The 21,137-nt window shown below is 49.2% G+C and carries 25 protein-coding genes; 20 read left to right on the top strand and 5 right to left on the bottom strand.

Annotated features, from left to right (window positions below; genetic code table 11):
• The first annotated feature begins 116 nt into the window (after positions 1-116).
• The 11 genes from H6F68_RS12085 to H6F68_RS12035 all read left to right on the top strand — a co-directional run bounded on the left by H6F68_RS12085 (position 117) and on the right by H6F68_RS12035 (position 13,159).
• Positions 117-797, top strand: a complete 681-nt coding sequence (locus tag H6F68_RS12085; protein WP_190436078.1) for an ABC transporter ATP-binding protein — start codon at positions 117-119, stop codon at positions 795-797.
• Between the two features lie 5 nt (positions 798-802).
• On the top strand, positions 803-1,618 hold the full coding sequence (gene rsmG, locus H6F68_RS12080; RefSeq protein ID WP_190559295.1) for a 16S rRNA (guanine(527)-N(7))-methyltransferase RsmG: 816 nt from the start codon (positions 803-805) through the stop codon (positions 1,616-1,618).
• Between the two features lie 182 nt (positions 1,619-1,800).
• On the top strand, positions 1,801-2,886 hold the full coding sequence (locus H6F68_RS12075; RefSeq protein WP_190559293.1) for an ABC transporter ATP-binding protein: 1,086 nt from the start codon (positions 1,801-1,803) through the stop codon (positions 2,884-2,886).
• On the top strand, positions 2,886-3,668 hold the full coding sequence (locus tag H6F68_RS12070) for an ABC transporter permease (RefSeq protein ID WP_190559291.1): 783 nt from the start codon (positions 2,886-2,888) through the stop codon (positions 3,666-3,668). The genes H6F68_RS12075 and H6F68_RS12070 overlap by 1 nt, the downstream gene beginning before the upstream one ends.
• Positions 3,669-3,758: 90 nt before the next feature.
• Complete coding sequence (locus H6F68_RS12065) at positions 3,759-5,435, top strand: Gldg family protein (protein ID WP_190436089.1); 1,677 nt, start codon at positions 3,759-3,761, stop codon at positions 5,433-5,435.
• 183 nt (positions 5,436-5,618) lie between these two features.
• Positions 5,619-6,467, top strand: coding sequence for a DUF4340 domain-containing protein (locus tag H6F68_RS12060; protein ID WP_190559289.1), 849 nt, complete (start codon positions 5,619-5,621; stop codon positions 6,465-6,467).
• Between the two features lie 93 nt (positions 6,468-6,560).
• Complete coding sequence (gene purU, locus H6F68_RS12055; RefSeq protein WP_190559287.1) at positions 6,561-7,415, top strand: formyltetrahydrofolate deformylase; 855 nt, start codon at positions 6,561-6,563, stop codon at positions 7,413-7,415.
• A 439-nt stretch (positions 7,416-7,854) separates the two neighbouring features.
• Positions 7,855-10,164, top strand: a complete 2,310-nt coding sequence (locus tag H6F68_RS12050; RefSeq protein WP_190559284.1) for an ATP-binding protein — start codon at positions 7,855-7,857, stop codon at positions 10,162-10,164.
• On the top strand, positions 10,112-10,558 hold the full coding sequence (locus H6F68_RS12045; RefSeq protein WP_190559282.1) for a response regulator: 447 nt from the start codon (positions 10,112-10,114) through the stop codon (positions 10,556-10,558). The genes H6F68_RS12050 and H6F68_RS12045 overlap by 53 nt, the downstream gene beginning before the upstream one ends.
• 24 nt (positions 10,559-10,582) lie before the next feature.
• Positions 10,583-11,749 (top strand): hybrid sensor histidine kinase/response regulator, encoded by a 1,167-nt coding sequence (locus H6F68_RS12040; RefSeq protein ID WP_199300053.1) that lies wholly within the window; start codon positions 10,583-10,585, stop codon positions 11,747-11,749.
• A gap of 180 nt (positions 11,750-11,929) precedes the next feature.
• Positions 11,930-13,159 (top strand): M20 family metallopeptidase, encoded by a 1,230-nt coding sequence (locus H6F68_RS12035; protein ID WP_190559280.1) that lies wholly within the window; start codon positions 11,930-11,932, stop codon positions 13,157-13,159.
• Between the two features lies 1 nt (position 13,160).
• Here H6F68_RS12035 and H6F68_RS12030 read toward each other — a convergent pair whose 3' ends face one another.
• The gene (locus H6F68_RS12030) at positions 13,161-13,709 is read right to left on the bottom strand and encodes a hypothetical protein (protein ID WP_190559279.1); all 549 of its coding nucleotides are present in this window, start codon (positions 13,707-13,709) and stop codon (positions 13,161-13,163) included.
• Positions 13,710-13,774: 65 nt separating this feature from the next.
• Here H6F68_RS12030 and H6F68_RS12025 point away from each other — a divergent pair, with 65 nt between their 5' ends.
• The 3 genes from H6F68_RS12025 to leuD all read left to right on the top strand — a co-directional run bounded on the left by H6F68_RS12025 (position 13,775) and on the right by leuD (position 16,353).
• Entirely contained in the window at positions 13,775-14,218 is a 444-nt protein-coding gene (locus H6F68_RS12025; protein WP_190559277.1) for an NADAR family protein, read from the top strand.
• 117 nt (positions 14,219-14,335) lie between these two features.
• The gene (leuC, locus tag H6F68_RS12020) at positions 14,336-15,739 is read left to right on the top strand and encodes a 3-isopropylmalate dehydratase large subunit (protein ID WP_190559275.1); all 1,404 of its coding nucleotides are present in this window, start codon (positions 14,336-14,338) and stop codon (positions 15,737-15,739) included.
• 11 nt (positions 15,740-15,750) lie between these two features.
• Positions 15,751-16,353 (top strand): 3-isopropylmalate dehydratase small subunit, encoded by a 603-nt coding sequence (gene leuD, locus H6F68_RS12015; RefSeq protein WP_190559273.1) that lies wholly within the window; start codon positions 15,751-15,753, stop codon positions 16,351-16,353.
• 95 nt (positions 16,354-16,448) lie between these two features.
• On the opposite strand, the gene H6F68_RS12010 is transcribed toward leuD, so the two are convergent.
• From H6F68_RS12010 to ndhC, 3 genes are read right to left on the bottom strand one after another with little or no spacing between them, the layout of a single operon-like run.
• A complete protein-coding gene (locus tag H6F68_RS12010) occupies positions 16,449-16,991 on the bottom strand; it encodes an NAD(P)H-quinone oxidoreductase subunit J (RefSeq protein WP_190559271.1) in 543 nt (180 codons plus the stop codon).
• A complete protein-coding gene (locus H6F68_RS12005) occupies positions 16,984-17,727 on the bottom strand; it encodes an NADH dehydrogenase subunit K (protein ID WP_190559268.1) in 744 nt (247 codons plus the stop codon). Before H6F68_RS12005 ends, H6F68_RS12010 begins: the two co-directional genes overlap by 8 nt.
• Positions 17,724-18,086, bottom strand: a complete 363-nt coding sequence (gene ndhC / locus H6F68_RS12000) for a photosynthetic/respiratory NAD(P)H-quinone oxidoreductase subunit C (protein ID WP_190436122.1) — start codon at positions 18,084-18,086, stop codon at positions 17,724-17,726. Before ndhC ends, H6F68_RS12005 begins: the two co-directional genes overlap by 4 nt.
• 454 nt (positions 18,087-18,540) lie before the next feature.
• Here ndhC and H6F68_RS11995 point away from each other — a divergent pair, with 454 nt between their 5' ends.
• The 6 genes from H6F68_RS11995 to H6F68_RS11970 all read left to right on the top strand — a co-directional run bounded on the left by H6F68_RS11995 (position 18,541) and on the right by H6F68_RS11970 (position 20,857).
• Positions 18,541-18,876, top strand: a complete 336-nt coding sequence (locus tag H6F68_RS11995; RefSeq protein ID WP_190436126.1) for a rubredoxin — start codon at positions 18,541-18,543, stop codon at positions 18,874-18,876.
• 102 nt (positions 18,877-18,978) lie between these two features.
• Positions 18,979-19,989 carry a photosynthesis system II assembly factor Ycf48 gene (locus H6F68_RS11990; protein WP_190559266.1) on the top strand — a complete coding sequence of 337 codons (1,011 nt, stop codon included), beginning with the start codon at positions 18,979-18,981 and terminating at the stop codon, positions 19,987-19,989.
• Positions 19,990-20,126: 137 nt separating this feature from the next.
• Positions 20,127-20,372 (top strand): cytochrome b559 subunit alpha, encoded by a 246-nt coding sequence (gene psbE / locus H6F68_RS11985; protein ID WP_190436132.1) that lies wholly within the window; start codon positions 20,127-20,129, stop codon positions 20,370-20,372.
• Between the two features lie 26 nt (positions 20,373-20,398).
• Positions 20,399-20,533 (top strand): cytochrome b559 subunit beta, encoded by a 135-nt coding sequence (gene psbF / locus H6F68_RS11980; protein ID WP_190436135.1) that lies wholly within the window; start codon positions 20,399-20,401, stop codon positions 20,531-20,533.
• 8 nt (positions 20,534-20,541) lie between these two features.
• Entirely contained in the window at positions 20,542-20,667 is a 126-nt protein-coding gene (locus H6F68_RS11975; protein ID WP_190436139.1) for a photosystem II reaction center protein L, read from the top strand.
• Between the two features lie 70 nt (positions 20,668-20,737).
• Complete coding sequence (locus H6F68_RS11970) at positions 20,738-20,857, top strand: photosystem II reaction center protein J (protein WP_190436142.1); 120 nt, start codon at positions 20,738-20,740, stop codon at positions 20,855-20,857.
• A 161-nt stretch (positions 20,858-21,018) separates the two neighbouring features.
• Here H6F68_RS11970 and psaI read toward each other — a convergent pair whose 3' ends face one another.
• Positions 21,019-21,135, bottom strand: a complete 117-nt coding sequence (gene psaI / locus H6F68_RS11965) for a photosystem I reaction center subunit VIII (protein ID WP_190436145.1) — start codon at positions 21,133-21,135, stop codon at positions 21,019-21,021.
• Between the last annotated feature and the right edge of the window lie 2 nt (positions 21,136-21,137).

Genomic DNA, 21,137 nt, shown 5'->3' with positions numbered 1-21,137 from the left:
GGGTGGCAATTTCAGCGTCAGGGCAGGCTCTAGCCAACGGCGATCGCTGTATCCTGACATTCATCGGCTGCTTTGCGCTTCTCTAGAAACCTTGCTCCTCGCTGGTAACATCGTTAATGCTCTATCTCAAAAACCTGATCTATCATCCGACTGCTACCCCGACCGCCATCCTCAAATCAATCAATTTGGAGCTAGCGCCTCAGCAAATGGGCTTGATCATCGGCCCCAGCGGTTCAGGAAAAAGCACCCTCCTGGAAATTCTAGCGGGGTTGGCGGAAAAAACTTCAGGTGACATCCTATGGCGAGAGCAGGAACTGACTCCAGCCCATCTCCAGCAACTGGGTGGTCTTGTCTTTCAGTTCCCGGAGCGACATTTTTGCGGTGCCACAATTCTAGAAGAGCTGCGCCTTGGCCACCCAGAACTAGGGACAGAAAAGGTAAATCAGGCTTTAACAGAAGTGGGGTTGGGGCACTTATCGCTACAAACATCGCCTCATTCCCTGAGTGGTGGACAACAGCGACGCTTAGCCTTGGCGGTACAGTTGATTCGCCAACCCTATTTATTACTATTAGATGAGCCAACGGCAGGGTTAGATTGGTCTATGCGACGGCAGTTGGTCAATTTATTGGCTCGCCTCAAAGACCACTGGAGTTTGTTGATCGTGACCCACGATGCGGGTGACTTGCTAGCGATCGCTGACCGCTGTTGGACTCTCAACCACGGCGAGTTGCAGTCTGTCGATCCCCAAGTGTTAGAAATGAATGCGAAGCAACCTCAATCTGTTGTCCAAAGTTAACTTTAATGTTGGATCTTGAAACCGTGAACCTGCCAGAAATGATCGCTGTTTGGCAAAAAACCCTCCACTGGCAGCCCACCTTGCACCAGCAACAGCAGTTACAGCGGCTTTACGAACTCATTCTAGAGGGCAACCGTCAGCTAAACCTCACCCGCATTACCGAGCCAAGTGAGTTTTGGGAAAAGCACTTGTGGGACTCGTTGCGAGGCATAGCACCATTCTTCAAGGAGGAAGGAGGAGGGATGAAGGATGAATTTGACTCCTCTTCCTCCTTCATCTCACCCTACGGAAGTGGCGAGGGCATACATCCTTCATCCTTTCGCGTAATCGACATTGGTACAGGTGGTGGTTTTCCTGGTATTCCGGCAGCGATCGCCTGTCCTGACTGGCAGGTAACACTGCTAGATTCGACTCAGAAGAAGGTTACTTTTCTGCAAACTCTGGCAACCACGTTAGAGCTGGAAAATATCACCACTTTAGTAGACCGAGCCGAACAGGTCGGGCAGTTGCCTGAGCACCGGGAAGCTTACGATCTAGCCCTGATTCGAGCAGTGGGGCCAGCTTCAGTTTGTGCTGAGTACGCCTTACCACTGCTGAAGCTGGAAGGCCAAGCAGTGCTCTATCGTGGTCAATGGACTCCTGAGGAAACCGAAGCATTGCGTCCGGCGGTGGCTCAGCTGGGTGGCGCGATCGCCGCGATCGAAGAATGCAGCACCCCCGTTAGCCAAGGGATGCGGCACTGTCTCTACTTACGCAAAGTGGCTCCCACCCCTAGTGAATTTCCCCGGGCGATCGGAGTCCCAGCAAAGCAGCCCTTATAGGTAAGGTGGCGATGAATTGCAGTTAATCCCAGATTTTGGTATCCTGCCAGACTGCAAGGCGCATTGCTTTTTGGGGTGAGTTGAAAGCGTGGCCTGTAAGTTAAAGCTGAGTTGAGTTAGGAAATTGTTGCCACGTATCAGGGTAACTGTCGGAATGAACAACTCCTGGGAGTGAAGTTTGCATGATTGAAGTTGAACAGTTGAGCAAGGTTTATGGCTCAACCCCTGCGATTCAAGATGTGACATTTGCGGTAGAACCAGGGGAAATCTTGGGGTTTTTGGGACCAAACGGGGCTGGAAAAACCACCACCATGCGGATTCTGACTGGATACTTACCTGCAACGAGTGGCAGTGCGCGAGTCGCGGGCTACGATGTCCACGAAGATTCGATGGCGGTGAGGCAACGCATTGGTTATCTACCCGAAACGCCGCCGCTCTATCCAGAAATGACGGTGGAGGGGTTTCTCTACTTTGTGGCTCGGATTAAAGGCGTAAGTGCGGGCGATCGCTCTCGACAAGTTCAATCAGCTCTAGAGCGTTGCAGCTTGGTTGAAAAACGCAAAACCTTAATTCGCAAGCTATCTAAAGGCTTTCGCCAACGAGTAGGCATTGCCCAGGCGATCGTGCATGATCCCCCGGCGATTATCTTAGATGAACCGACGGTAGGTTTAGATCCGCGACAAATTATTGAAGTTCGTAACTTAATCAAGAACTTAGCCGGGACTCATACAGTAATTCTCTCCACGCATATCTTGCCTGAGGTCAGCATGACCTGTAACCGAGTCGCCATCATCAATCGCGGGCGAGTAGTAGCAACGAACAGTCCTGAAAATCTGATGGCGCAACTCAATGCGGGGTCGGGGTATGAGCTAGACGTGGACGGCGATGTCAACACTGTGCAACAACTAGTGCAACCCATTCCCGGTGTGCGTTTGGTAGAGCCGATGCAAATCGAAGAAGTAGCAGACCAGGCATTCACGCCTCAGCGCTGTCGGGTGCGAGTAGTAGCTGAAGCCGATAGCGATCCAGGTCGGGATATTGCCGCTGCTGTCGTGGGGGGAGGTTTAGGTCTCTACGAAATGCGCCGGACTAAGGCCAGCTTAGAGGATGTGTTCTTGCAATTGACGATGACCGAAGAAAAAGCTTTAGAGTCGAGTGCAGAGACTGAGTTGAGCGCTGGGGCGGAAGTGGAACCAGTCCTTGAAGACGCGCCTGGAGCAACAACTGCTGTCGTGTCTGAGTCAGCAGAATCGGAGGAGGAAGCGTAATGCGGGTGATTCTTAGCAATATTGTGGCGATTTATCGCAAAGAGTTGCAGGGGTACTTTGCCTCTCCCTTGGCTTATGCGATCGCGGGTGTGTTTTGGTTCTTATCAGGTTTTTTCTTTGTAATTGCCTTGCAAGACACCCTGCAAACTGCCGCCGCTGCGGACCAAATTGGGCAACCCTTTGATGCAGCTTATGCCTTGATTCAAGCTTTTTTGGGCTTGATGGGAGTTTTGTCTTTGTTTATTTTGCCCATTCTCTCAATGGGGCTTTACGCCGAGGAACGCAAGCGGGGCACATTGGAACTGCTAGCCACCTCTCCCGTAACCAACTGGGTGGTCTCCTTAGGCAAGCTGCTAGGAGTTCTCACTTTCTTCATCACCTTAGTGTTGCCCTTGCTAGTTTACGAAACGATTACTTTAAGTGCTGCGAATCCTCCCTTAAATCCCACGCTATTGTTAACTGGCTACGGTGGCTTGATTCTAATGGCCGCAGCAGTTTTATCTTTGGGCATGTTTCTGTCTTCATTGACCGATAGCAGCATTTTGGCGGCAATTTTGACGTTTGCCCTCGTTTTACTTCTCTGGTCGATCCAGGCGATCGCCATAGTAGTGGGGGGGCCTGTGGGTGACGCCATCGGGCACTTATCGCTGCTGAAGCACTACGGCGATCTGGTTCGCGGTGTAGTGAATACCAGCGGCTTAATTTTGTTCGTGAGCTACATTATTTTGGGCTTGTTTTTGACTGCCCAGTCTATTGAAGCGCTCAGATTCCAGCGCTCTTAATCTAGCCATTGCACCCGCGTCCACGCTGAGTGGGTCACTGGCTAAAGCCACTTGCAAGTACTATCCCTGTTAAGGGTTGAGTAGAAGTCGATGAAACAAATTCCTACCACCTGGAAATCGTTCAAGCAATCTTGGCAATGGCTCTTCTGGGCTGGGCCAGTGCTGGTAGTTATAGGCTTATCCGCCGGAGCTGTGTCTGGCAACTGGGGCAGCATTCCGGTCGGTCTGACCGTTGCTGGCATTGTGTTGATTGGGGTCTGGCTGCTGCTCCAAAGCCAACCCGGTTCTGGCTTTTGGGGCCGACGCTCGACTCAAGCCAGCACTAATGCGCTCCTCTCCACGCTGGCCGTTGTCGTCATCCTAGGTTTGATTAATTTCCTGGGAGTCCGCTATGCCAATCAAGTTGACCTGACCGAAAATCAACTTTACACCCTTGCTCCTCAGTCACAGGGTATCTTGAGGCGCTTGCCCCAACCTGTGAAAGTTTGGGTGTTTATGGACCCCAATAGCCCTAATCCAAATTCTGGCCCGACTCAAGCTTTGTTAGACCAATACAAGCGCCAATCAAGGCAGTTTAATTTTGAGATGGTTGATCCGCAAGCTCAACCAGGCTTGGCGCAATCTTTTGGCATTCAGGATATTGGCGATGTCTATATTGAGGCAGGCCAAAAACGCCGTTTTCTCCAGAACCTTAAGAGTGAGCGGTTGTCAGAGGGCCGACTGACTAATGCGATTGAGCAGATTACGAGCGATCGCCAAGCCAAAATCTACTTTCTGCAAGGTCACGGAGAGTCTTCCCTGGATGAGGGTCAAAGGGGTTTAGCCCAAGCCAAAGCTTTGTTGCAAGAGAAAAACTTCATCAGTGAACCGCTGAACTTGGTCGAGCAACCTGCTGTACCTGAAGATGCAGCAGCAGTTGTAGTAGCTGGCCCCAAGCAAGCTTTGTTTGACAAGGAAGTTAGGGAGCTGAGCGCTTATTTGCAGCAGGGGGGCAGTGTGCTGCTAATGATTGACCCCAATGTAGACCCAAAGCTAGAGGGCTTACTCAAAAATTGGGGTGTGACCCTAGGCAACCGAATTGCGATCAATGCTTCGGCTCAGCAAATCGCTGAGTTAGGCCCGACCGCCTCAGTGGTTAATCAGTATGGCGATCACCCGATTACTAAGGATTTTGGCAATCGCTATTCGATTTATCCGATCGCAAGACCGATTCAAACGACTCCTGTTTCTGGGGTGCAGGAAACGCCTTTGTTGGTCACGAGTCCTCAAAGTTGGGCGGAAAGTGACCTGAAAAATCAAAACTTGGAGTTTAATCCGGAGCGCGATCGCCAAGGGCCTTTGGTGTTAGGTGTGGCGCTAAGCAAGGCGGCTCAGGCTACGGGATCTGCTCAGGCTTCTCCCTCACCTAGCCCATCTGCTAGCCCGTCTGTTTCTCCTTCTGCTAGTCCCAGTCCTAGCCCTAGTCCTACACCAACTACTGAGGCTAATAAAACGCCATCTGAATCTCGTCTGGTTGTGGTGGGTAATTCTAGTTTTGCTACGGATGGTTTGTTTGGTCAGCAGTTAAATGGAGATGTTTTTCTTAATTCGGTAAGCTGGCTGAGCAAGCGGGATGACCAGGTTCTATCGATTCGTCCGAAGGAGGACAAGAACCGCCGGATTACGATGACGGCGCAGCAGGCGAATTTGGTGGGTTGGTTGTCGCTGGCCGTGTTGCCTTTGTTGGGTTTTGGAACTGCTGGGGTGATGTGGTGGCGACGCCGCTAGAATCCGAGCCTTGGGGCACTCGCTCCCAAACCCCCGCTGAGGGACGGTTGTGTCCCCCAGATACCCTCCAAAAGTGAATTCAGAGCACTATGGAACTCTGGTGAGGGGAATGATCTTGCGGCGATCCAAAATCTAAAATCCAAGGTCGAAGATGGCATTACGAGGTGAGCGGTCAATACAAGTATGAAGCTGAATTCGAAAACTTTGATTTTGCTCTTACTGGCCTGCGGGTTGGGGGGCTTTGTCTATTTTTATGAGATTCGTGGGGGTGGCAAGGGCCAAGAGCAGCAAGTGCAAGGGTCGGGGCAGCGAATTTTTGCTTTTGAGGAGTCTCAGGTTCAAGCTTTGACGCTAACGACATCGGGGCAAAGGTTGGAGTTTGTCAAAGCTCCTACTCCTGAAGCAAAGTCTGGTGCGTCTCCATCTCCAGGGAAGCAGACTGAACAAGCTACAGAAAAACCAACGGAGAAGCAATCTGAATCTAAGCAACCTCAGTCTCAGTGGTTGTTGAAGGCTCCGGAGGAGGGTCCGGCGAATGATGCTTCGGTGGCTTTCTTGCTGAGTTTGCTGGCAACGGGAAGGAGCGATCGCACGATTAAAGCGCCTCTCACTCAGAAAGCAGATTTTGGTTTAGACCAACCCACGGCGACGATTGAGCTGAAGCTGAATGATCAGAAAACTCACCGTTTTGTTTTGGGTAAACCTGACTTTAATCAGAGCTTTTGGTACGCTCAAGCTGATCCGGCGACTTCAGGAACGCCAGAGTTATCGGTTTTGTTGGTGTCTCCAGACTTTAACAATGCTGTGAGTCGTCCACTGTCGGAGTGGAAAGCAGCACCCGAAGCTCCTACTCCAGCTCCATCTGCCTCTCCCTCGGCGGAGAATGCGACTCCTAGCCCTGAGCCTGCTCCAGAAGAGGCTAGCTCTAGCCCTGAATCCCCTCCTCCGGTAGACAATGCCAGTCCAAGTTCCAACTCGTCAGCAAGCCCTGACCCTGGCACTTCGTCTACTCCTGCGCCTCCAGCAGAATAAGCTGTTGAGCGTTCTATTTCGGTGATGATGAAGGGGTGAGCTTTGGTTTGCCCCTTTTCGTTATGCGTCTAAATCATTCAGTCTGAGTTTGATATGACTAGCCCTACCGCAACCCTTTTAGTCTCCTGTCCTGACCAGAGGGGACTTGTCGCAAAAATCGCCAATTTTATTTATGCCAATGGCGGCAATATTATTCATGCGGATCAGCACACCGATTTTGAGGCAGGGCTATTTCTGACACGGATTGAGTGGCAGCTCGAAGGATTTAATTTGCCGCGTGATCTCATTGGACCTGCTTTCAATGCGATCGCTCAACCTCTACAAGCAAATTGGCGCTTACACTTTTCGGATGCGGTGCCTCGAATTGCCATTTGGGTCAGCCGCCAAGACCATTGCTTATTTGATTTAATTTGGCGACAACGGGCTCAAGAGTTTGCTGCTAAAATTCCGTTGATTATTAGCAACCATCCAGATTTAGGCGCGATCGCCAAACAATTTGGCATTGATTATCACCATATTCCTATCAATAAAGAGAATAAGGCTGAGCAAGAAGCCAAGCAGCTAGCTCTACTTCAGCAGTACCGCATTGAGTTAGTGGTGCTGGCTAAATACATGCAAGTTTTGAGCGCTGACTTTATTGGTAATTTTCCTCAAGTAATTAATATTCATCACTCGTTTCTGCCTGCTTTTGCAGGAGCAAATCCCTATCAGCGAGCTTACAAGCGTGGGGTCAAAATCATTGGCGCTACGTCTCATTACGTAACTGAAGACTTAGATGCAGGGCCAATTATTGAGCAGGATGTCGTGCGCGTCAGCCATCGCGATGAGGTTAATGATTTAATTCGCAAGGGCAAAGACTTAGAGCGTGTGGTTTTAGCTAGAGCGGTGCGACTGCATCTCGAAAATCGGGTGTTGGTTTACAGCAATCGTACTGTCGTATTTGAGTAGAGTAATATTCCCAACAATATCGATTTACAGATATAAATCTCGAATTATTTCAAAGAGTTACTAATTAAATATTAAGCATTAGCAATATTAGCTGAGTGTTTACTTTTTAATATTTCCTCTAGAATGCCTGTTTGATCATCGTGGTAGACTTTTGAACGCGCCTAGATTAGGGGAAGAAAGCGCAACGCGATCGCAAACTCAATTCGATTTAGAGCTGCAACCTCATTCTTGTAGCTTCAATGGCAAGAGTGAATTATTGCAGTAGAAATATTGCAGTAAAGAATCGGGATATCAGAATGTTTTTGCTAACTGGTTCTCTATTCAATTAATCATTCAAGATATACGAAAACTCTTATCCATCGTGTGTCCACGGTCAGGCATTCGAGACTAGATTCACACCTTAACTTTGCGGCTTCCAGAGGCTGGAAGAGAATTATCTATGGTAGGCCCTTTACAAGCACAAGAGCTTCATCTCGCTTATTTGGAGCAAGCGCCGATTCAGTTTCATAATCAAATTCAGCCGCATGGAGTTCTGCTAGTTTTATCGGAACCAGACTTAAAAATTGTCCAAGTCACTAATAATACGCTGGCTGTATTTGGGATTACTCCTGAAAATGTTTTACAAAAAGCCTTAGATGAATTAATCGATCCATTTCAAGTAGAACGGATTAGGGCAGGGCTAGTAGATAGCAGCTTGGAGTTAATTAATCCGATTAAGATTTGGACGAAAAATCGGCAAAAAGGAGATGATTACTTTGTGTTTGATGGGGTTTTCCACCGGAGCGCTGATGGCTTTTTGATTCTGGAGTTAGAGCCTGCCCTTTCTCAAGAAAGCATCCCCTTTCTCAGCTTCTATCATTTGGCTAGAGCCTCGATTAACCAACTAGAAACAAACTCCAGCCTCCAAAACTTCTGCCAAACCATCGTCCAGGAAGTGCGGCAAGTCACTGGGTTTGATCGAGTCATGCTTTACAAGTTTGACCACGACGAGCATGGTGTGGTTCTAGCCGAAGAAAAGCTGGATCACCTAGAGCCTTATTTAGGTCTGCATTATCCTGAATCTGATATTCCTAAAGCTGCCAGAAAGCTATTTGCCTCCAATTGGATTCGGCTGATTCCAGATACTCATGCTGAGGCGATCGCTCTAGTCCCCGCGCAAAATCCAGAGACGCAGCGATCGCTCGACCTCACTTTCTCGATTCTTAGAAGTGCGTCTCCCTGCCATATCGAGTATCTCCACAACATGGGCGTGGGGGCATCTCTGACCATTTCGCTGATGAAAGATCAGAAACTTTGGGGGCTGATTGCTTGCCATCACCAATCTCCCAAATATGTTTCCTACGAACTGCGGAAAGCCTGTGAATTTTTGGGACGGTTAATCTTTGCCGAAATCTCAGCGCGAGAAGAAACTGCCGATCACGACTACCGCATGAAGCTGACCTACGTGCAGTCAGCCTTGGTGGATTACATGTCCCAAGAAGAAAACTTTGTGGATGGATTGGTGAAGCACAACCCCAATCTACTGGACTTGGCAGGGGCGCAAGGAGCGGCCGTTTGCTTTGGCAGTAATTGCACATTAATTGGGGAAACTCCCAAAGAAGAAGACCTCAACTTTTTGTTGCAATGGCTGAGGCAGCAAGTTCAGGAAGAAGTTTTTTATACCAATTCTCTTTCTGAGCTTTACCCAGATGCGGAGCGGTTCAAGAACGTAGCCAGCGGGCTACTAGCGATTCCAATTTCTCAACGAAATTACGTGTTGTGGTTCCGTCCAGAGGTGATTCAAACCGTTAATTGGGGAGGCAATCCGAATCAGCCCTTTGCCGCAACGCAGACAGAAGGGGCAGTACATCTATCTCCCCGCAAGTCCTTCGAGCTGTGGAAAGAAACAGTGCGCTTGACTTCCTTACCCTGGCATCCAGTGGAAGTAAAAGCGGCGTTAGAACTGAGAAAAGCCATCATCAACATTGTGTTGCGCCAAGCCGATGAATTAGCCCAATTGGCTCAAGATTTAGAACGCTCCAACGCCGAGCTGAAAAAGTTTGCGTATGTCGCCTCCCACGATTTGCAGGAGCCGCTGAATCAAGTCGCCAACTACATGCAACTGCTAGAGCTGCGTTACAACGACAAACTAGACGAAAGCGCTAAGGAGTTCATTGGTTTTGCCGTCGAAGGCGTGAGCTTGATGCAGACCTTGATTGACGACGTGCTGGCTTACTCCAAAGTAGACATCCAGGGAGTTGAATTTGAACTGACTGAGGTAGAAACGGCTCTCGATCGCGCCCTCGCAAATGTCCGGGGTCGCATCGCTGCCAGTAACGCGGTGATTACTCAAGACCCATTACCGACCGTGATGGCCGACAGCACCCAACTGATGCAGCTTTTTCAGAATTTGGTTGGCAATGCCATCAAGTTCCGCAGTCAGAATCCTCCAGAAATTCATATTGGGGCGCAGCGGCTAGAAGATGCCTGGTTATTCTCGGTCAAGGACAATGGCATTGGGTTTGATCCGAGATTTAGCGATCGCATTTTTGTCATCTTCCAACGTCTCCATACGCGAGATGAATATGCGGGCACAGGCATGGGTCTGGCAATTTGCAAGAAAATTGTGGAGTGCCATCGTGGCCGAATTTGGGTGGAATCCCAAGTGGGGCAGGGAGCAACATTCTACTTTACGATTCCAGTAGGGGGGCGCGATCGTGAGCGTAGAAGTGGACGAAAAGTACAAAACCATCTTTTTGGTCGAGGATAACAGAGCTGATATTCGCCTGATTGAAGAAGCACTCAAGAACAGCAATGTCCCGCATCAAGTTGTAGCAGTTCGCAACGGTATGGATGCAATGGCGTTCCTGCGGCAAGAGGGCGAGTATGTGGATGCACCTCGCCCCGACCTGATTCTGCTGGACTTGAACCTCCCTCGAAAAGATGGGCGAGAAGTTTTAGCTGAAATTAAAGCTGATCCCAATCTGAAACGAATTCCAGTCGTCGTTCTCACCACTTCCAAAAACGAGGAGGATATTTCTCAAAGCTATGACCTGCATGTGAATTGCTACATTACTAAATCCCGCAACCTCAGCCAGCTGTTTCAGATTGTTAAGGGAATTGAAGAGTTCTGGCTGGGCACTGTCACATTGCCGCCGGGATGAAGTGGGGAGAGCAGATCGCAATTCATGATTATGTCTGCAAGCGCCATCAAGGTCTTGTTAATTGAAGACAATCTCGCGGAAGCCAGACTGTTGCAGGAGATCTTGCGGGTGCCTAAGTTCAAGCAATTTAGCTTACTGCACGTCAAGCGGTTGGCGGAGGCGCTAGTCCATCTCCAGCAAAACAGCTTTGATGCCATTTTGTTGGATCTGACCTTGCCAGATAGTCAGGGCTTAGCGTCTTTGCCGCCTTTGCTGCATCAAGCACCTAATCTACCGATCGTGGTTCTCACCAACACCAACGATGATGACTTAGCGATCGCGGCAGTGCGCCAAGGGGCCGAAGATTATTTGGTCAAGCGCCAAGTGAATGCCGAGTTATTGGCGCGATCGCTCTGCTATGCGATTGAGCGCAAACAGGTTTCAGAAGCTTTACGCAAAGTCAACGAAGCCCTAGCAACGCAAGTGCAAGAACGCACCGCTGAGTTGATGAAAGCGAAGGAACTCAACCAGTTGAAGTCGGAATTTGTTTCGATTCTGTCCCATGATTTCCGCAGTCCGCTCAATAGCATTTTGCTCTCCACAGGTCTATTGCAAAATAACCAAGACCAACTAACCGAGGAGAGAAGACTCACCCATTTTCAATTGATTCGCTCTGCCATTACCAACATGGCCCATTTACTCGACGAAGTTTCCTTAATTGGTAAAGCTGATTTAGGCCACCTTCAGTGTCAGCTCACCGCCTTAGACCTGGCTCCGTTTTGTCGCCAACTGTTTGAAGAACTGCGATTCAGTTCTCATGAGAAACACCAATTCCTCTTTACTCAGCAAGGCGAATTATCTCAAGCCCTTTGGGATGAGAATTTCTTGCGCCATATTTTGAGCAACCTCCTCTCAAACGCACTCAAGTATTCGCCCGCCGGAGGTTTAGTGCAGTTTGAGCTGATTGCTCAAGAAACTACAGTCACCTTTCAGATTCAAGACCAAGGCATTGGTATCCCTCCCGAAGATCAGCCTCGCTTGTTTGAACCGTTTTATCGTGCGAGAAACGTAGATAACATTCCTGGCACAGGGTTGGGGCTAGCGATCGCGAAAAAATGCGTTGAGGCCCACGGCGGTCAAATTTCTGTACAGAGTGAAATGGGAATCGGCACCACATTCACGGTCAGATTACCCATTTGGAAAGCCGTGTGATTACTGGGAGATAGGTGTTAGGCGATCGCTTCCCTTGCTACTTGGGGTTGAGAAGTGAGTAAATTCGCAAACTAGCTTCACCCTTTACTATAAAGACAGGATGGGCACCCTAAGTATTAACGCTCCCTGATCATTTCTGTCTATTTGTCTTTGTAGTTCAGTCGCAAGCCACTCTGCCCTATGGTTTCTACTTCTTTAAGCCCACTTCCCGTCGATCAATCTCGGATTCGGCCAGCTATTCAGTCGTTGCAACCCCAACTCGTTGAGTGGCGAAGACAACTACATCAGCGACCCGAATTAGGCTTTCGTGAGAAACTAACGGCAGAATTTGTCGCCCAGAAGCTAACTGAATGGGGCATTGAGCATCAAACTGAAATCGCCCAAACCGGAATCGTGGCTACGATCGCCTCTGGCAAACCAGGCCCCGTATTAGCGATTCGAGCCGATATGGATGCCCTGCCGATCCAAGAAGAAAATGAAGTGCCCTATCGATCGCAACACGATGGCTTGATGCATGCCTGCGGTCATGATGGCCATACCGCGATCGCCCTCGGCACCGCTTACTATCTCTCTCAACATCGAGATAGCTTTGCGGGCACGGTGAAAATTATTTTCCAGCCTGCCGAGGAAGGTCCGGGAGGCGCACAGCCCATGATCGAAGCAGGAGTACTCCAGAACCCAGCAGTAGACGCGATCATTGGTCTGCACTTGTGGAATAACTTACCTCTGGGAACAGTCGGTGTGAGAACTGGAGCCCTGATGGCAGCCGTGGAACTCTTTCGTTGCACCATTCAAGGTAGAGGCGGACATGGAGCCATTCCCCACCAAACTATAGACTCGATTGTAGTTAGTGCTCAAATCGTCAACGCTCTGCAAACAATTGTTGCCCGCAACGTCAACCCCATCGACTCCGCGGTGGTGACCGTGGGAGAACTTCATGCAGGCACCGCCACCAATGTAATCGCAGCTTCAGCCAGAATGAGCGGCACAGTGCGTTATTTCAATCCTGCCCTAACAGGCTTCTTCCATCAACGGATTGAACAGATTGTTGCAGGGATCTGCCAAAGTCATGGAGCTAGCTACGAGCTAAATTATCAATCTCTGTATCCGCCTGTGATTAATGATGGGGCGATCGCGGACCTTGTTCGTTCTGTCGCAGAGAATGTGGTCGAGGCAGAGGTAGGCATCGTCCCCGAATGCCAAACAATGGGAGGCGAAGACATGTCGTTCTTCTTGCAGCAAGTCCCTGGTTGCTACTTCTTCCTCGGTTCCGCCAATATCAATAAAGGTTTAGCCTACCCCCACCACCATCCCCGTTTCGACTTTGACGAAACTGCCCTAGGCATGGGGGTAGAAATTTTTGCCCGCTGCGTTGAAAAATTCTGTGTTCAGAACCGCAAACCAATTTAAGTTAGCGCTTGTAGTCCAAAGGGTCCACTGCTAGTAACAGGGCTTCTTTGGTTTTGGGAATCAGCAGATAAACTCGGCGATCGCCTACCACCAAATCTGTGGAACCATAGTCAGTTGCGTCTGTAATCCCTTGAGCCAGCCAATCATGGGCTTCATTCCAGTCGGGAAGCATCACCTGCAAAAACTCTTCCATGTAGTTCAGGGTCTGCGGTTTTCTCTTCTTGGTCAACGGTTTGTGGACCACTAAAACCGCATTAGAAACCAGCTCTTTAGGCGTGACGTTCAGGCGCACCGTCGCCACCCCATCCTTCGACTTACCAATGAAAGCTGTCTCAGTTTTAGGTTCTAGCCGAAATCCTAGTTGCTCGAAATTTCCTTGCAGAGACACCAGCGTAACGCCCAAGTTAGAGTTCGCAGCCCAAGCGGCCCCAGGCATCCATAGCGCGATCGCCAACACCAAAGCCAGCCCAGTTGCGATTGCGCCTCGGCTGATCCGTGCGATCGCCTGACTAAAACGATTTGCTAAACGTGAATTGAAAGTTTGAATCATAATAAACAAAATTTAGTGAGAGTATATTCTATTGTCTCATCGTTACATAAATACACAAAATAGTTATGCCTGTCTATTTCTATGACTTCTATGAAAACCCTTATGGGTGTTTCACGAATTTCTCGCGGCATGGGTTTGAACTCGATGGCGATTGGTGGTTAACAAGTGAGCATTATTTTCAGGCGCAGAAATTTGTTGGTACGCCTCACGCTGAGCAAATTCGTAGACTGCCCACCCCCAGGGACGCTTTCAACACAGCTCAGACTCTCAAACCTTTTGTTCGCTCAGATTGGCTAAAAGCTAGAGACGATGTGATGCGTAAAGCTGTCCTTCGTAAATTTGAAATCAATCCTGAAATTAAAGCTGTTCTACTCGCGACTGGCGATGCCTTGTTGGTTGAAAACTCACCTGTAGACAACTATTGGGGATGCGGTGCGGACGGTAAAGGTCAAAATCGGTTAGGGCAAATTTTAATGGAAGTCCGAGACCAACTGCGTCAACCTATTTGAATTAAGCGATCGTTAATCTCTGCTCACGTTGGGTAAAAATCCTCCCTAAGAGCGAAGCTCAGCTCTACGTTACAATAGTGGATTGATTCCTTAGCGCACTAAGTACCGAACGTCAGCATGAGCAAAGGCACACTCTTCGATAAAGTCTGGGATTTACACACAGTTGGAATCCTTCCCTCAGGCCAAACGCAACTGTTTATTGGTCTGCATCTGATTCACGAAGTCACCAGCCCTCAAGCCTTTGCCATGCTGCGCGATCGCGGCCTAAAAGTGCTGTATCCAGAGCGGACAGTGGCAACGGTGGACCACATCGTGCCTACGGAGAACCAAGCGCGTCCCTTTGCCGACAGCTTGGCAGAAGAAATGATGCAGTCCCTAGAGCAAAACTGTGAAGAGCATCAGATTCGTTTTTATAACGTTGGCTCGGGCAGTCAAGGCATTGTCCATGTAATCGCCCCAGAGTTAGGATTCACTCAGCCTGGAATGACGATTGCTTGTGGAGACAGTCATACTTCCACCCACGGAGCCTTTGGTGCGATCGCCTTTGGGATTGGCACTAGCCAAGTGCGAGATGTCTTAGCTTCCCAAACTTTGGCACTTGCCAAGCTAAAAGTTCGCAAAGTCGAAGTTAACGGCACTCTGAAGCCTGGGGTTTACGCCAAAGATGTGGTTCTACACATCATTCGGAAACTAGGTGTTAAGGGCGGGGTTGGCTACGCCTATGAGTTTGCGGGCACCACGTTTGAGCAGATGAGCATGGAAGAACGCATGACCGTCTGCAACATGGCGATCGAAGGAGGTGCTCGCTGTGGTTACGTCAACCCGGATGCAGTCACTTTTGAATACCTCAAGGGTCGCGACTTTGCTCCCAAAGCCGAAGCATGGGACAAAGCCGTAGCTTGGTGGCAAAGCCTACACAGTGATGCTGCTGCCGAATATGACGATTTAGTAGTCTTTGATGCAGCGGACATTGCGCCCACCATCACTTGGGGCATCACCCCTGGACAAGGCATTGCCATTAACGAACTAGTGCCTACGCCGGAGATGTTGCCCGCTGACGAGCAGCCGATCGCAGCAGAAGCCTACCGTTACATGGACTTGCAACCCGGACAGCCGATTCAAGGCACCAAGGTGGATGTGTGCTTTGTCGGTAGCTGCACCAACGGTCGGATCAGCGATTTGCGCGAAGCCGCTAAGTTTGCTCAAGGACGACAAGTGGCCGAGGGAGTCAAAGCCTTTATCGTTCCTGGCTCGGAGCGAGTCAAGCAGCAAGCGGAATCCGAAGGTTTGGACAAGGTTTTTGTCGCAGCGGGCTTTGAGTGGCGCGAACCGGGTTGCTCGATGTGCCTCGCGATGAACCCAGACAAACTCGAAGGCCGTCAGCTTAGCGCTTCTTCCTCCAACCGCAACTTCAAAGGCCGTCAAGGTTCGGCTTCTGGTCGCACCCTATTGATGAGTCCAGCAATGGTAGTAGCTGCCGCAGTCACAGGCAAAGTTTCTGATGTGCGTGAATTACTCTAGGGGAGAACATCATGAGTAGTGAAGTTAAGACAGTAGTAGGGCGGGGCGTGCCCTTGGTCGGCAACGATATTGACACCGATCGCATTATTCCAGCGCGGTTTTTACGCTGTGTCACGTTTGACGGTCTAGGCGCACAAGTATTTGCAGACGATCGCATCCAAACCCAAGGGCAGCATCCTTTTGATCAGCCACAGTACCAAGGAGCCAAGATCCTAGTAGTCAACGGCAACTTCGGCTGTGGTTCCTCCCGTGAACATGCTCCTCAAGCTCTTGCTAAATGGGGCATTGAAGCGATCGTGGGCGAGAGTTTTGCAGAAATCTTTTTTGGCAACTGTGTGGCGTTAGGAGTACCTTGTGTAATGGCAGCTCCAGAAGACGCTAAGCGGCTACAAGATGCGATCGCGGCTAATCCTCAGGCAGAAGTCAAAGTAGACCTAGAAGCAATGCAGGTGCAATGTGGCGACCTCACCATTCCCGTGACGATGGGCGCAGGGCCTCGGCAAATGTTCACCAGTGGCACTTGGGATGCTTGCGGTCAACTCGTCGCCCAAGCAGATCAAATCCGAGCGACTGCTGCCAAACTACCTTACGTTTCCTGGTCAAAAACAGCTTAAGTCTCAAACAAAAAACCTCTCCCCCATCCCCTCTCCTTGAAGGAGAGGGGTGCCGTAGGCGGGGTGAGGTTTAAATTGTTCGCAGCAACCTCAAATTAGTAAGCGTCTTGCAACTCGTAAAAGTCAGGCGAGATGTAGTCTTTGCGGAGCGGCCAGCCTACCCAATCTTCGGGCATCAGCAGGCGCTTCAAGTCGGGGTGTCCTTCATAGACAATCCCGAACATGTCAAAAGCTTCTCGCTCTTGCCAGTCAGCAGTCTTCCAAATCCAATAGACGGAGGGAATTCTGGGATCTTCGCGAGGGAGAAATACTTTAATTCTCACTTCGTCTGGGCGATCGCTGTAGTCACTGACCTTGGTGAGGTCATAAAAGCTAACTAACTCTTGCCCAGGCCCCGCGTCATATCCACCTTGGCAGCGGAGGTAGTTGAAACCATAAGCATAAAGAGCAGTCGCGATCGGAACCAGAAAATCGCGATCGACCTTGAGCATTTCTACGCCAGAGCGATCAGGCCCTAAGGACTCATGCTCAAATCCGTTCTCACTCAGCCATTTGGAGATTCTACCAGCCTCGACGATAGGAGCTGGTGCCTGAGCCTGTTCCGCTCCATTTTCAGGGGCATTAGATTCTTCAGCCACGACGAATTTCCTCCTTCTCTGCGGCTTTCAAAGCGGGTGGAACGGGTAGGCCCATTGCTTCTGTAAGTTCCTTAGGTGGCGCTTGACGACTTGGAACTTGCAGATAAGTCCCCGTTGTAATGTCAGGCACCTGCTTCATCTTGTGAGCAATGCTGTAGAAGCGATGAGTTTGGCCCTGCTTGCCGCGCTCTTGCATCGAGTCATTGGCGATTTTCTTTCTCAGCTTGATGATCGCATCAATGATTGCTTCTGGACGTGGGGGGCAACCGGGTAAATAGACATCGACAGGAATCAACTTATCCACGCCGCGCACTGTGGTAGGCGAGTCTACGGTAAACATTCCACCCGTAATTGTGCAAGCACCCATTGCAATCACGTACTTCGGATCAGGCATCTGCTCGTACAAACGGACTAAAGCGGGAGCCATCTTCATGTTGATCGTGCCCGCAGTGATAATCAAATCAGCTTGACGCGGGCTAGAACGCGGAATCAAACCAAAGCGATCGAAGTCAAAGCGGGAGCCGATGAGAGCCGCAAACTCAATAAAACAACAGGCGGTTCCATATAACAGAGGCCACAAGCTAGAGAGGCGCGCCCAGTTATAAAGGTCATCTACAGTCGTTAAAATGACATTCTCGGACAGCGCTTGCGTCACTTGGGGACGCTCAATGGGGTTGATAATTTGTTCATTTGGCTGCAAAATTGCGCCATTTTGAGCCGCATCTTTGGGACTCATGACCATTCCAAAGCTCCTTTACGCCAAGCGTAAACTAGACCAATCACGAGAATCGCAATAAAAACTAGGGCTTCGATAAAAGCTAGCAACCCCAATTGGTTGAACGCGACGGCCCAGGGGTACAAAAACACTGTCTCTACGTCAAAGATGACAAAGACTAGGGCAAACATGTAGTAGCGAATGTTGAACTGAATCCAGGCACCCCCAATGGGTTCCATCCCTGACTCGTAGGTGGTGCGACGCTCAGGACCTCGGAGCCGAGGGCGCAATAACTTAGACGCGCTCAGGGCCAGGACAGGTACCAGGCTACAGATAATTAAAAAGCCTAAAAAGTACTCGTAACCACTAAGAACAAACACTGCTAATAACTACCGCTTTAGTGAAAGAACTTCGCTGCTTTTCATTTACATTTTGACACGCTCACCGTAAACTGGAGCGCCTTATGAGGTGGCTCGACAGAAACTGCCGAGTTCATCCTTTAGTCAAGCTAAATTGGCCTTAGGACTCAACCCACTTACCCACTTCTTGAGTATAAATTCCTGGTGCATCACTCCACTCAACACATTTACTGCATCTTAAATCTCTTTTGCTGGCTGCTCTAAGAGTGGCAGGGTGCCGTTACAAGTAATTCGTAGAGATGGTTTCAGAATTTTTATAGCTAGCACTTGGTGAGAAACAACAGGCACATGACAGGAAGATTAACAGGGTGTGTCATAATCTTTAACAGATATTTTAAGGAAGAGATCTTTTATATAGATCTTCTATATAGATCGTTGGCCTAGATCAAATCCTCACCCCTCTGTTTTTCTCGTCATGAGCACTGAAGCTGTTGATCCTCAATCTCTAGACCGCCATGAGTGTAGAGCATGTGGCTATGTCTACGAACCAGTGAAGGGGGATGACAAGCGTCAAATCCCCCCAGGAACTGCTTTTGAAGAGTTGCCTGCTGATTGGCGTTGTCCAGTTTGCGGTGCCAAAGTTACACAGTTTACCAGTGTTGGACCAGCAGGTGCCGCTTCCGGTTTTCGGGAAAACTTAAGCTATGGCCTTGGAGTCAACCAACTCACCCCTGGGCAGAAAAATTTACTAATCTTCGGAGGTTTGGGGCTGGGGTTCTTACTGTTTCTCAGCCTCTACGGTTTGCAGTGAAGGAATGGAGCGCCCTCAGCAACGCGATCGCGGCTCCTTGAGCTCCTTCATTGAAACACCAAACACTATTGATCAAATATTCCAGGTATAGGCTGAAGCGAGATGAACTCGATTGTGAGAACACTGAAACGAATTGTAATGTTGCTAGCCGTAGTTATTCTATGTGCTAGCTGCGCTAACCGATATTTAAGCTCTTTGGATTACAACCCTTGGCAGCTTGTCCAACTGCCAACCGATGCCACGATCGCAGACATCAGCTTCGCGAGCGATCGCAAGCATGGGTGGGTAGTTGGGAGCAACTCTACCCTATTGGAAACTCACGACGGCGGCGAAACGTGGGAACTTCGCAGCCTCAATTTAGGCGATCAGAAGTATCGCTTTGATTCAGTTAGTTTCAATGGCGAAGAGGGATGGATTGCTGGACAACCTGGTCTCTTGCTCCATACCACCGATGGGGGCAAATCTTGGGCAAGAATTCCCCTCAGTGCCAAACTCCCCGGTTCTCCGAATACGGTGTTGGCCCTTGGTCCCCAAACAGCTCAAATGACTACCGATATTGGAGCCATTTATCGCACGACAGATGGCGGTAAAAATTGGAAGGCTGAAGTTCAGGAAGCAGTGGGTGTCGTCCGCAACATTTCTCGCTCTAGCGATGGCCAATATGTCGCTGTCTCTGCTAAGGGTAATTTTTACTCTGTTTGGCGACCTGGACAAGAAGCGTGGGAGCCACATAACCGCAATAGTTCTCGTCGAGTCCAAAACATGGGCTTCACGCCAGATGGTCGCCTGTGGATGCTAGCGCGGGGTGGCCAAGTTCAATTTAGTGAAGCCAATGACTTCGAATCTTGGCAGACCGCAAACAGCCCAGAATCTGCGACTAGTTGGGGATTTTTGGACCTGGCTTACCGAACTCCGGACGAGCTTTGGGTGAGCGGCGGCAGCGGCAATTTGCTTTGCAGCTTAGATGGCGGCAAAACTTGGCTTAAGGATCGAGATGTAGAAAACATTCCTGGTAATTTCTACAAAGTAGTCTTCCTGAGTCCTGACCAAGGATTTGTCATTGGCCAAAGAGGTACCTTACTCAAGTATCAAGCCTCAGTGAAGTCTGCTTAATCATGAACTTGCTTGACAATTGTGCAGTCATAAGTGGTCGAAATTAGCTCTTTCAGCAGATGACTTGCTTGTGACTGTTTCTATCGTTCCGTATGATAGTACTTAAGCTTTGTGTTGTTGTCAGAGGAGAAATCTGAATGTCCGGTACTACTGGTGAGCGTCCATTTTCCGACATTATTACTAGCATTCGCTATTGGGTAATTCACAGCATTACAATCCCTGCATTATTTATTGCAGGCTGGCTCTTCGTCAGCACTGGTCTAGCATATGATGTGTTTGGTACTCCTAGACCCAACGAGTACTTTACTCAGACTCGTCAAGAAGTGCCAATTGTGCAAGATCGCTTCGAGTCAAAAGAGCAGATCAATCAATTCCTCAAGTAATTGTTTTCAAACTTTGGTTCTAGATCATGACTACCAATACTCCCAATCAACCTGTTTCTTATCCAATTTTTACAGTTAGATGGCTGGCTGTTCATACCCTAGCCGTGCCAACCATCTTCTTCTTGGGCGCGATCGCATCTATGCAATTTATTCATCGGTAGGAAAAGAAATGGCAGATCGGTCTTCTAATAACCCTAACAAGCAGCCTGTTGAGCTAAACCGTACTTCACTGTACTTGGGACTACTGCTGGTCTTTGTTCTGGGTATTCTGTTTTCCAGTTACTTCTTTAACTAACTGGACGTAAGCTAACTGGCTATTCTTTAATCAGCCAGTTTTATTCAATTTTAATTAGGAGGTAAAAGCTGTGTCTGGAACTGGAAGAATTCCTCTGTGGGTTGTTGCTACTGTTGCAGGTCTGGGTGCCATTGGCATTTTAGGACTTTTCTTTTATGGGGCCTACGCGGGATTAGGTTCATCTGTTTGATTCACACAAAAGCTGGTTTTAACTCAGAATTTTCTATCGTCTCGAATTTTTGACATTTGCTTGTCTAAAACTCAGCGTAAAAAACCACCTACCCTTTAGAAGTAGGTGGTTTTTTGTTATGAGAGTTTTTATGGTTTGGCTACTTTTAATTCAGTACCAAACTAGATACCTGAGGGATCTTCACGCTCGATGTAGATAAACAGAAAAGCCATTGCCACGGCAGGAAAAAGTAAACCTACAGCGGGGACTAGGATTGAGGGCAAAAATGAAGCTGCCATAG

Origin of the sequence: Trichocoleus sp. FACHB-262 (assembly GCF_014696035.1) — a bacterium.
In the GTDB taxonomy this organism is placed as follows: domain Bacteria; phylum Cyanobacteriota; class Cyanobacteriia; order FACHB-46; family FACHB-46; genus Trichocoleus.
This window is presented reverse-complemented; position numbering and strand designations above follow the sequence as displayed.

What these genes read in the sequence shown, in the direction of transcription:
- H6F68_RS12085 (WP_190436078.1), top strand. Translation starts at nt 117, where the DNA reads ATGCTCTATCTCAAAAACCTGATCTATCATCCGACTGCTACCCCGACC.
- rsmG (WP_190559295.1), top strand. Translation starts at nt 803, where the DNA reads ATGTTGGATCTTGAAACCGTGAACCTGCCAGAAATGATCGCTGTTTGG.
- H6F68_RS12075 (WP_190559293.1), top strand. Translation starts at nt 1,801, where the DNA reads ATGATTGAAGTTGAACAGTTGAGCAAGGTTTATGGCTCAACCCCTGCG.
- H6F68_RS12070 (WP_190559291.1), top strand. Translation starts at nt 2,886, where the DNA reads ATGCGGGTGATTCTTAGCAATATTGTGGCGATTTATCGCAAAGAGTTG.
- H6F68_RS12065 (WP_190436089.1), top strand. Translation starts at nt 3,759, where the DNA reads ATGAAACAAATTCCTACCACCTGGAAATCGTTCAAGCAATCTTGGCAA.
- H6F68_RS12060 (WP_190559289.1), top strand. Translation starts at nt 5,619, where the DNA reads ATGAAGCTGAATTCGAAAACTTTGATTTTGCTCTTACTGGCCTGCGGG.
- purU (WP_190559287.1), top strand. Translation starts at nt 6,561, where the DNA reads ATGACTAGCCCTACCGCAACCCTTTTAGTCTCCTGTCCTGACCAGAGG.
- H6F68_RS12050 (WP_190559284.1), top strand. Translation starts at nt 7,855, where the DNA reads ATGGTAGGCCCTTTACAAGCACAAGAGCTTCATCTCGCTTATTTGGAG.
- H6F68_RS12040 (WP_199300053.1), top strand. Translation starts at nt 10,583, where the DNA reads ATGATTATGTCTGCAAGCGCCATCAAGGTCTTGTTAATTGAAGACAAT.
- H6F68_RS12035 (WP_190559280.1), top strand. Translation starts at nt 11,930, where the DNA reads ATGGTTTCTACTTCTTTAAGCCCACTTCCCGTCGATCAATCTCGGATT.
- H6F68_RS12030 (WP_190559279.1), bottom strand. Translation starts at nt 13,709, where the DNA reads ATGATTCAAACTTTCAATTCACGTTTAGCAAATCGTTTTAGTCAGGCG.
- H6F68_RS12025 (WP_190559277.1), top strand. Translation starts at nt 13,775, where the DNA reads ATGCCTGTCTATTTCTATGACTTCTATGAAAACCCTTATGGGTGTTTC.
- leuC (WP_190559275.1), top strand. Translation starts at nt 14,336, where the DNA reads ATGAGCAAAGGCACACTCTTCGATAAAGTCTGGGATTTACACACAGTT.
- leuD (WP_190559273.1), top strand. Translation starts at nt 15,751, where the DNA reads ATGAGTAGTGAAGTTAAGACAGTAGTAGGGCGGGGCGTGCCCTTGGTC.
- H6F68_RS12005 (WP_190559268.1), bottom strand. Translation starts at nt 17,727, where the DNA reads ATGAGTCCCAAAGATGCGGCTCAAAATGGCGCAATTTTGCAGCCAAAT.
- H6F68_RS11995 (WP_190436126.1), top strand. Translation starts at nt 18,541, where the DNA reads ATGAGCACTGAAGCTGTTGATCCTCAATCTCTAGACCGCCATGAGTGT.
- H6F68_RS11990 (WP_190559266.1), top strand. Translation starts at nt 18,979, where the DNA reads ATGAACTCGATTGTGAGAACACTGAAACGAATTGTAATGTTGCTAGCC.
- psbE (WP_190436132.1), top strand. Translation starts at nt 20,127, where the DNA reads ATGTCCGGTACTACTGGTGAGCGTCCATTTTCCGACATTATTACTAGC.
- psbF (WP_190436135.1), top strand. Translation starts at nt 20,399, where the DNA reads ATGACTACCAATACTCCCAATCAACCTGTTTCTTATCCAATTTTTACA.
- H6F68_RS11975 (WP_190436139.1), top strand. Translation starts at nt 20,542, where the DNA reads ATGGCAGATCGGTCTTCTAATAACCCTAACAAGCAGCCTGTTGAGCTA.
- psaI (WP_190436145.1), bottom strand. Translation starts at nt 21,135, where the DNA reads ATGGCAGCTTCATTTTTGCCCTCAATCCTAGTCCCCGCTGTAGGTTTA.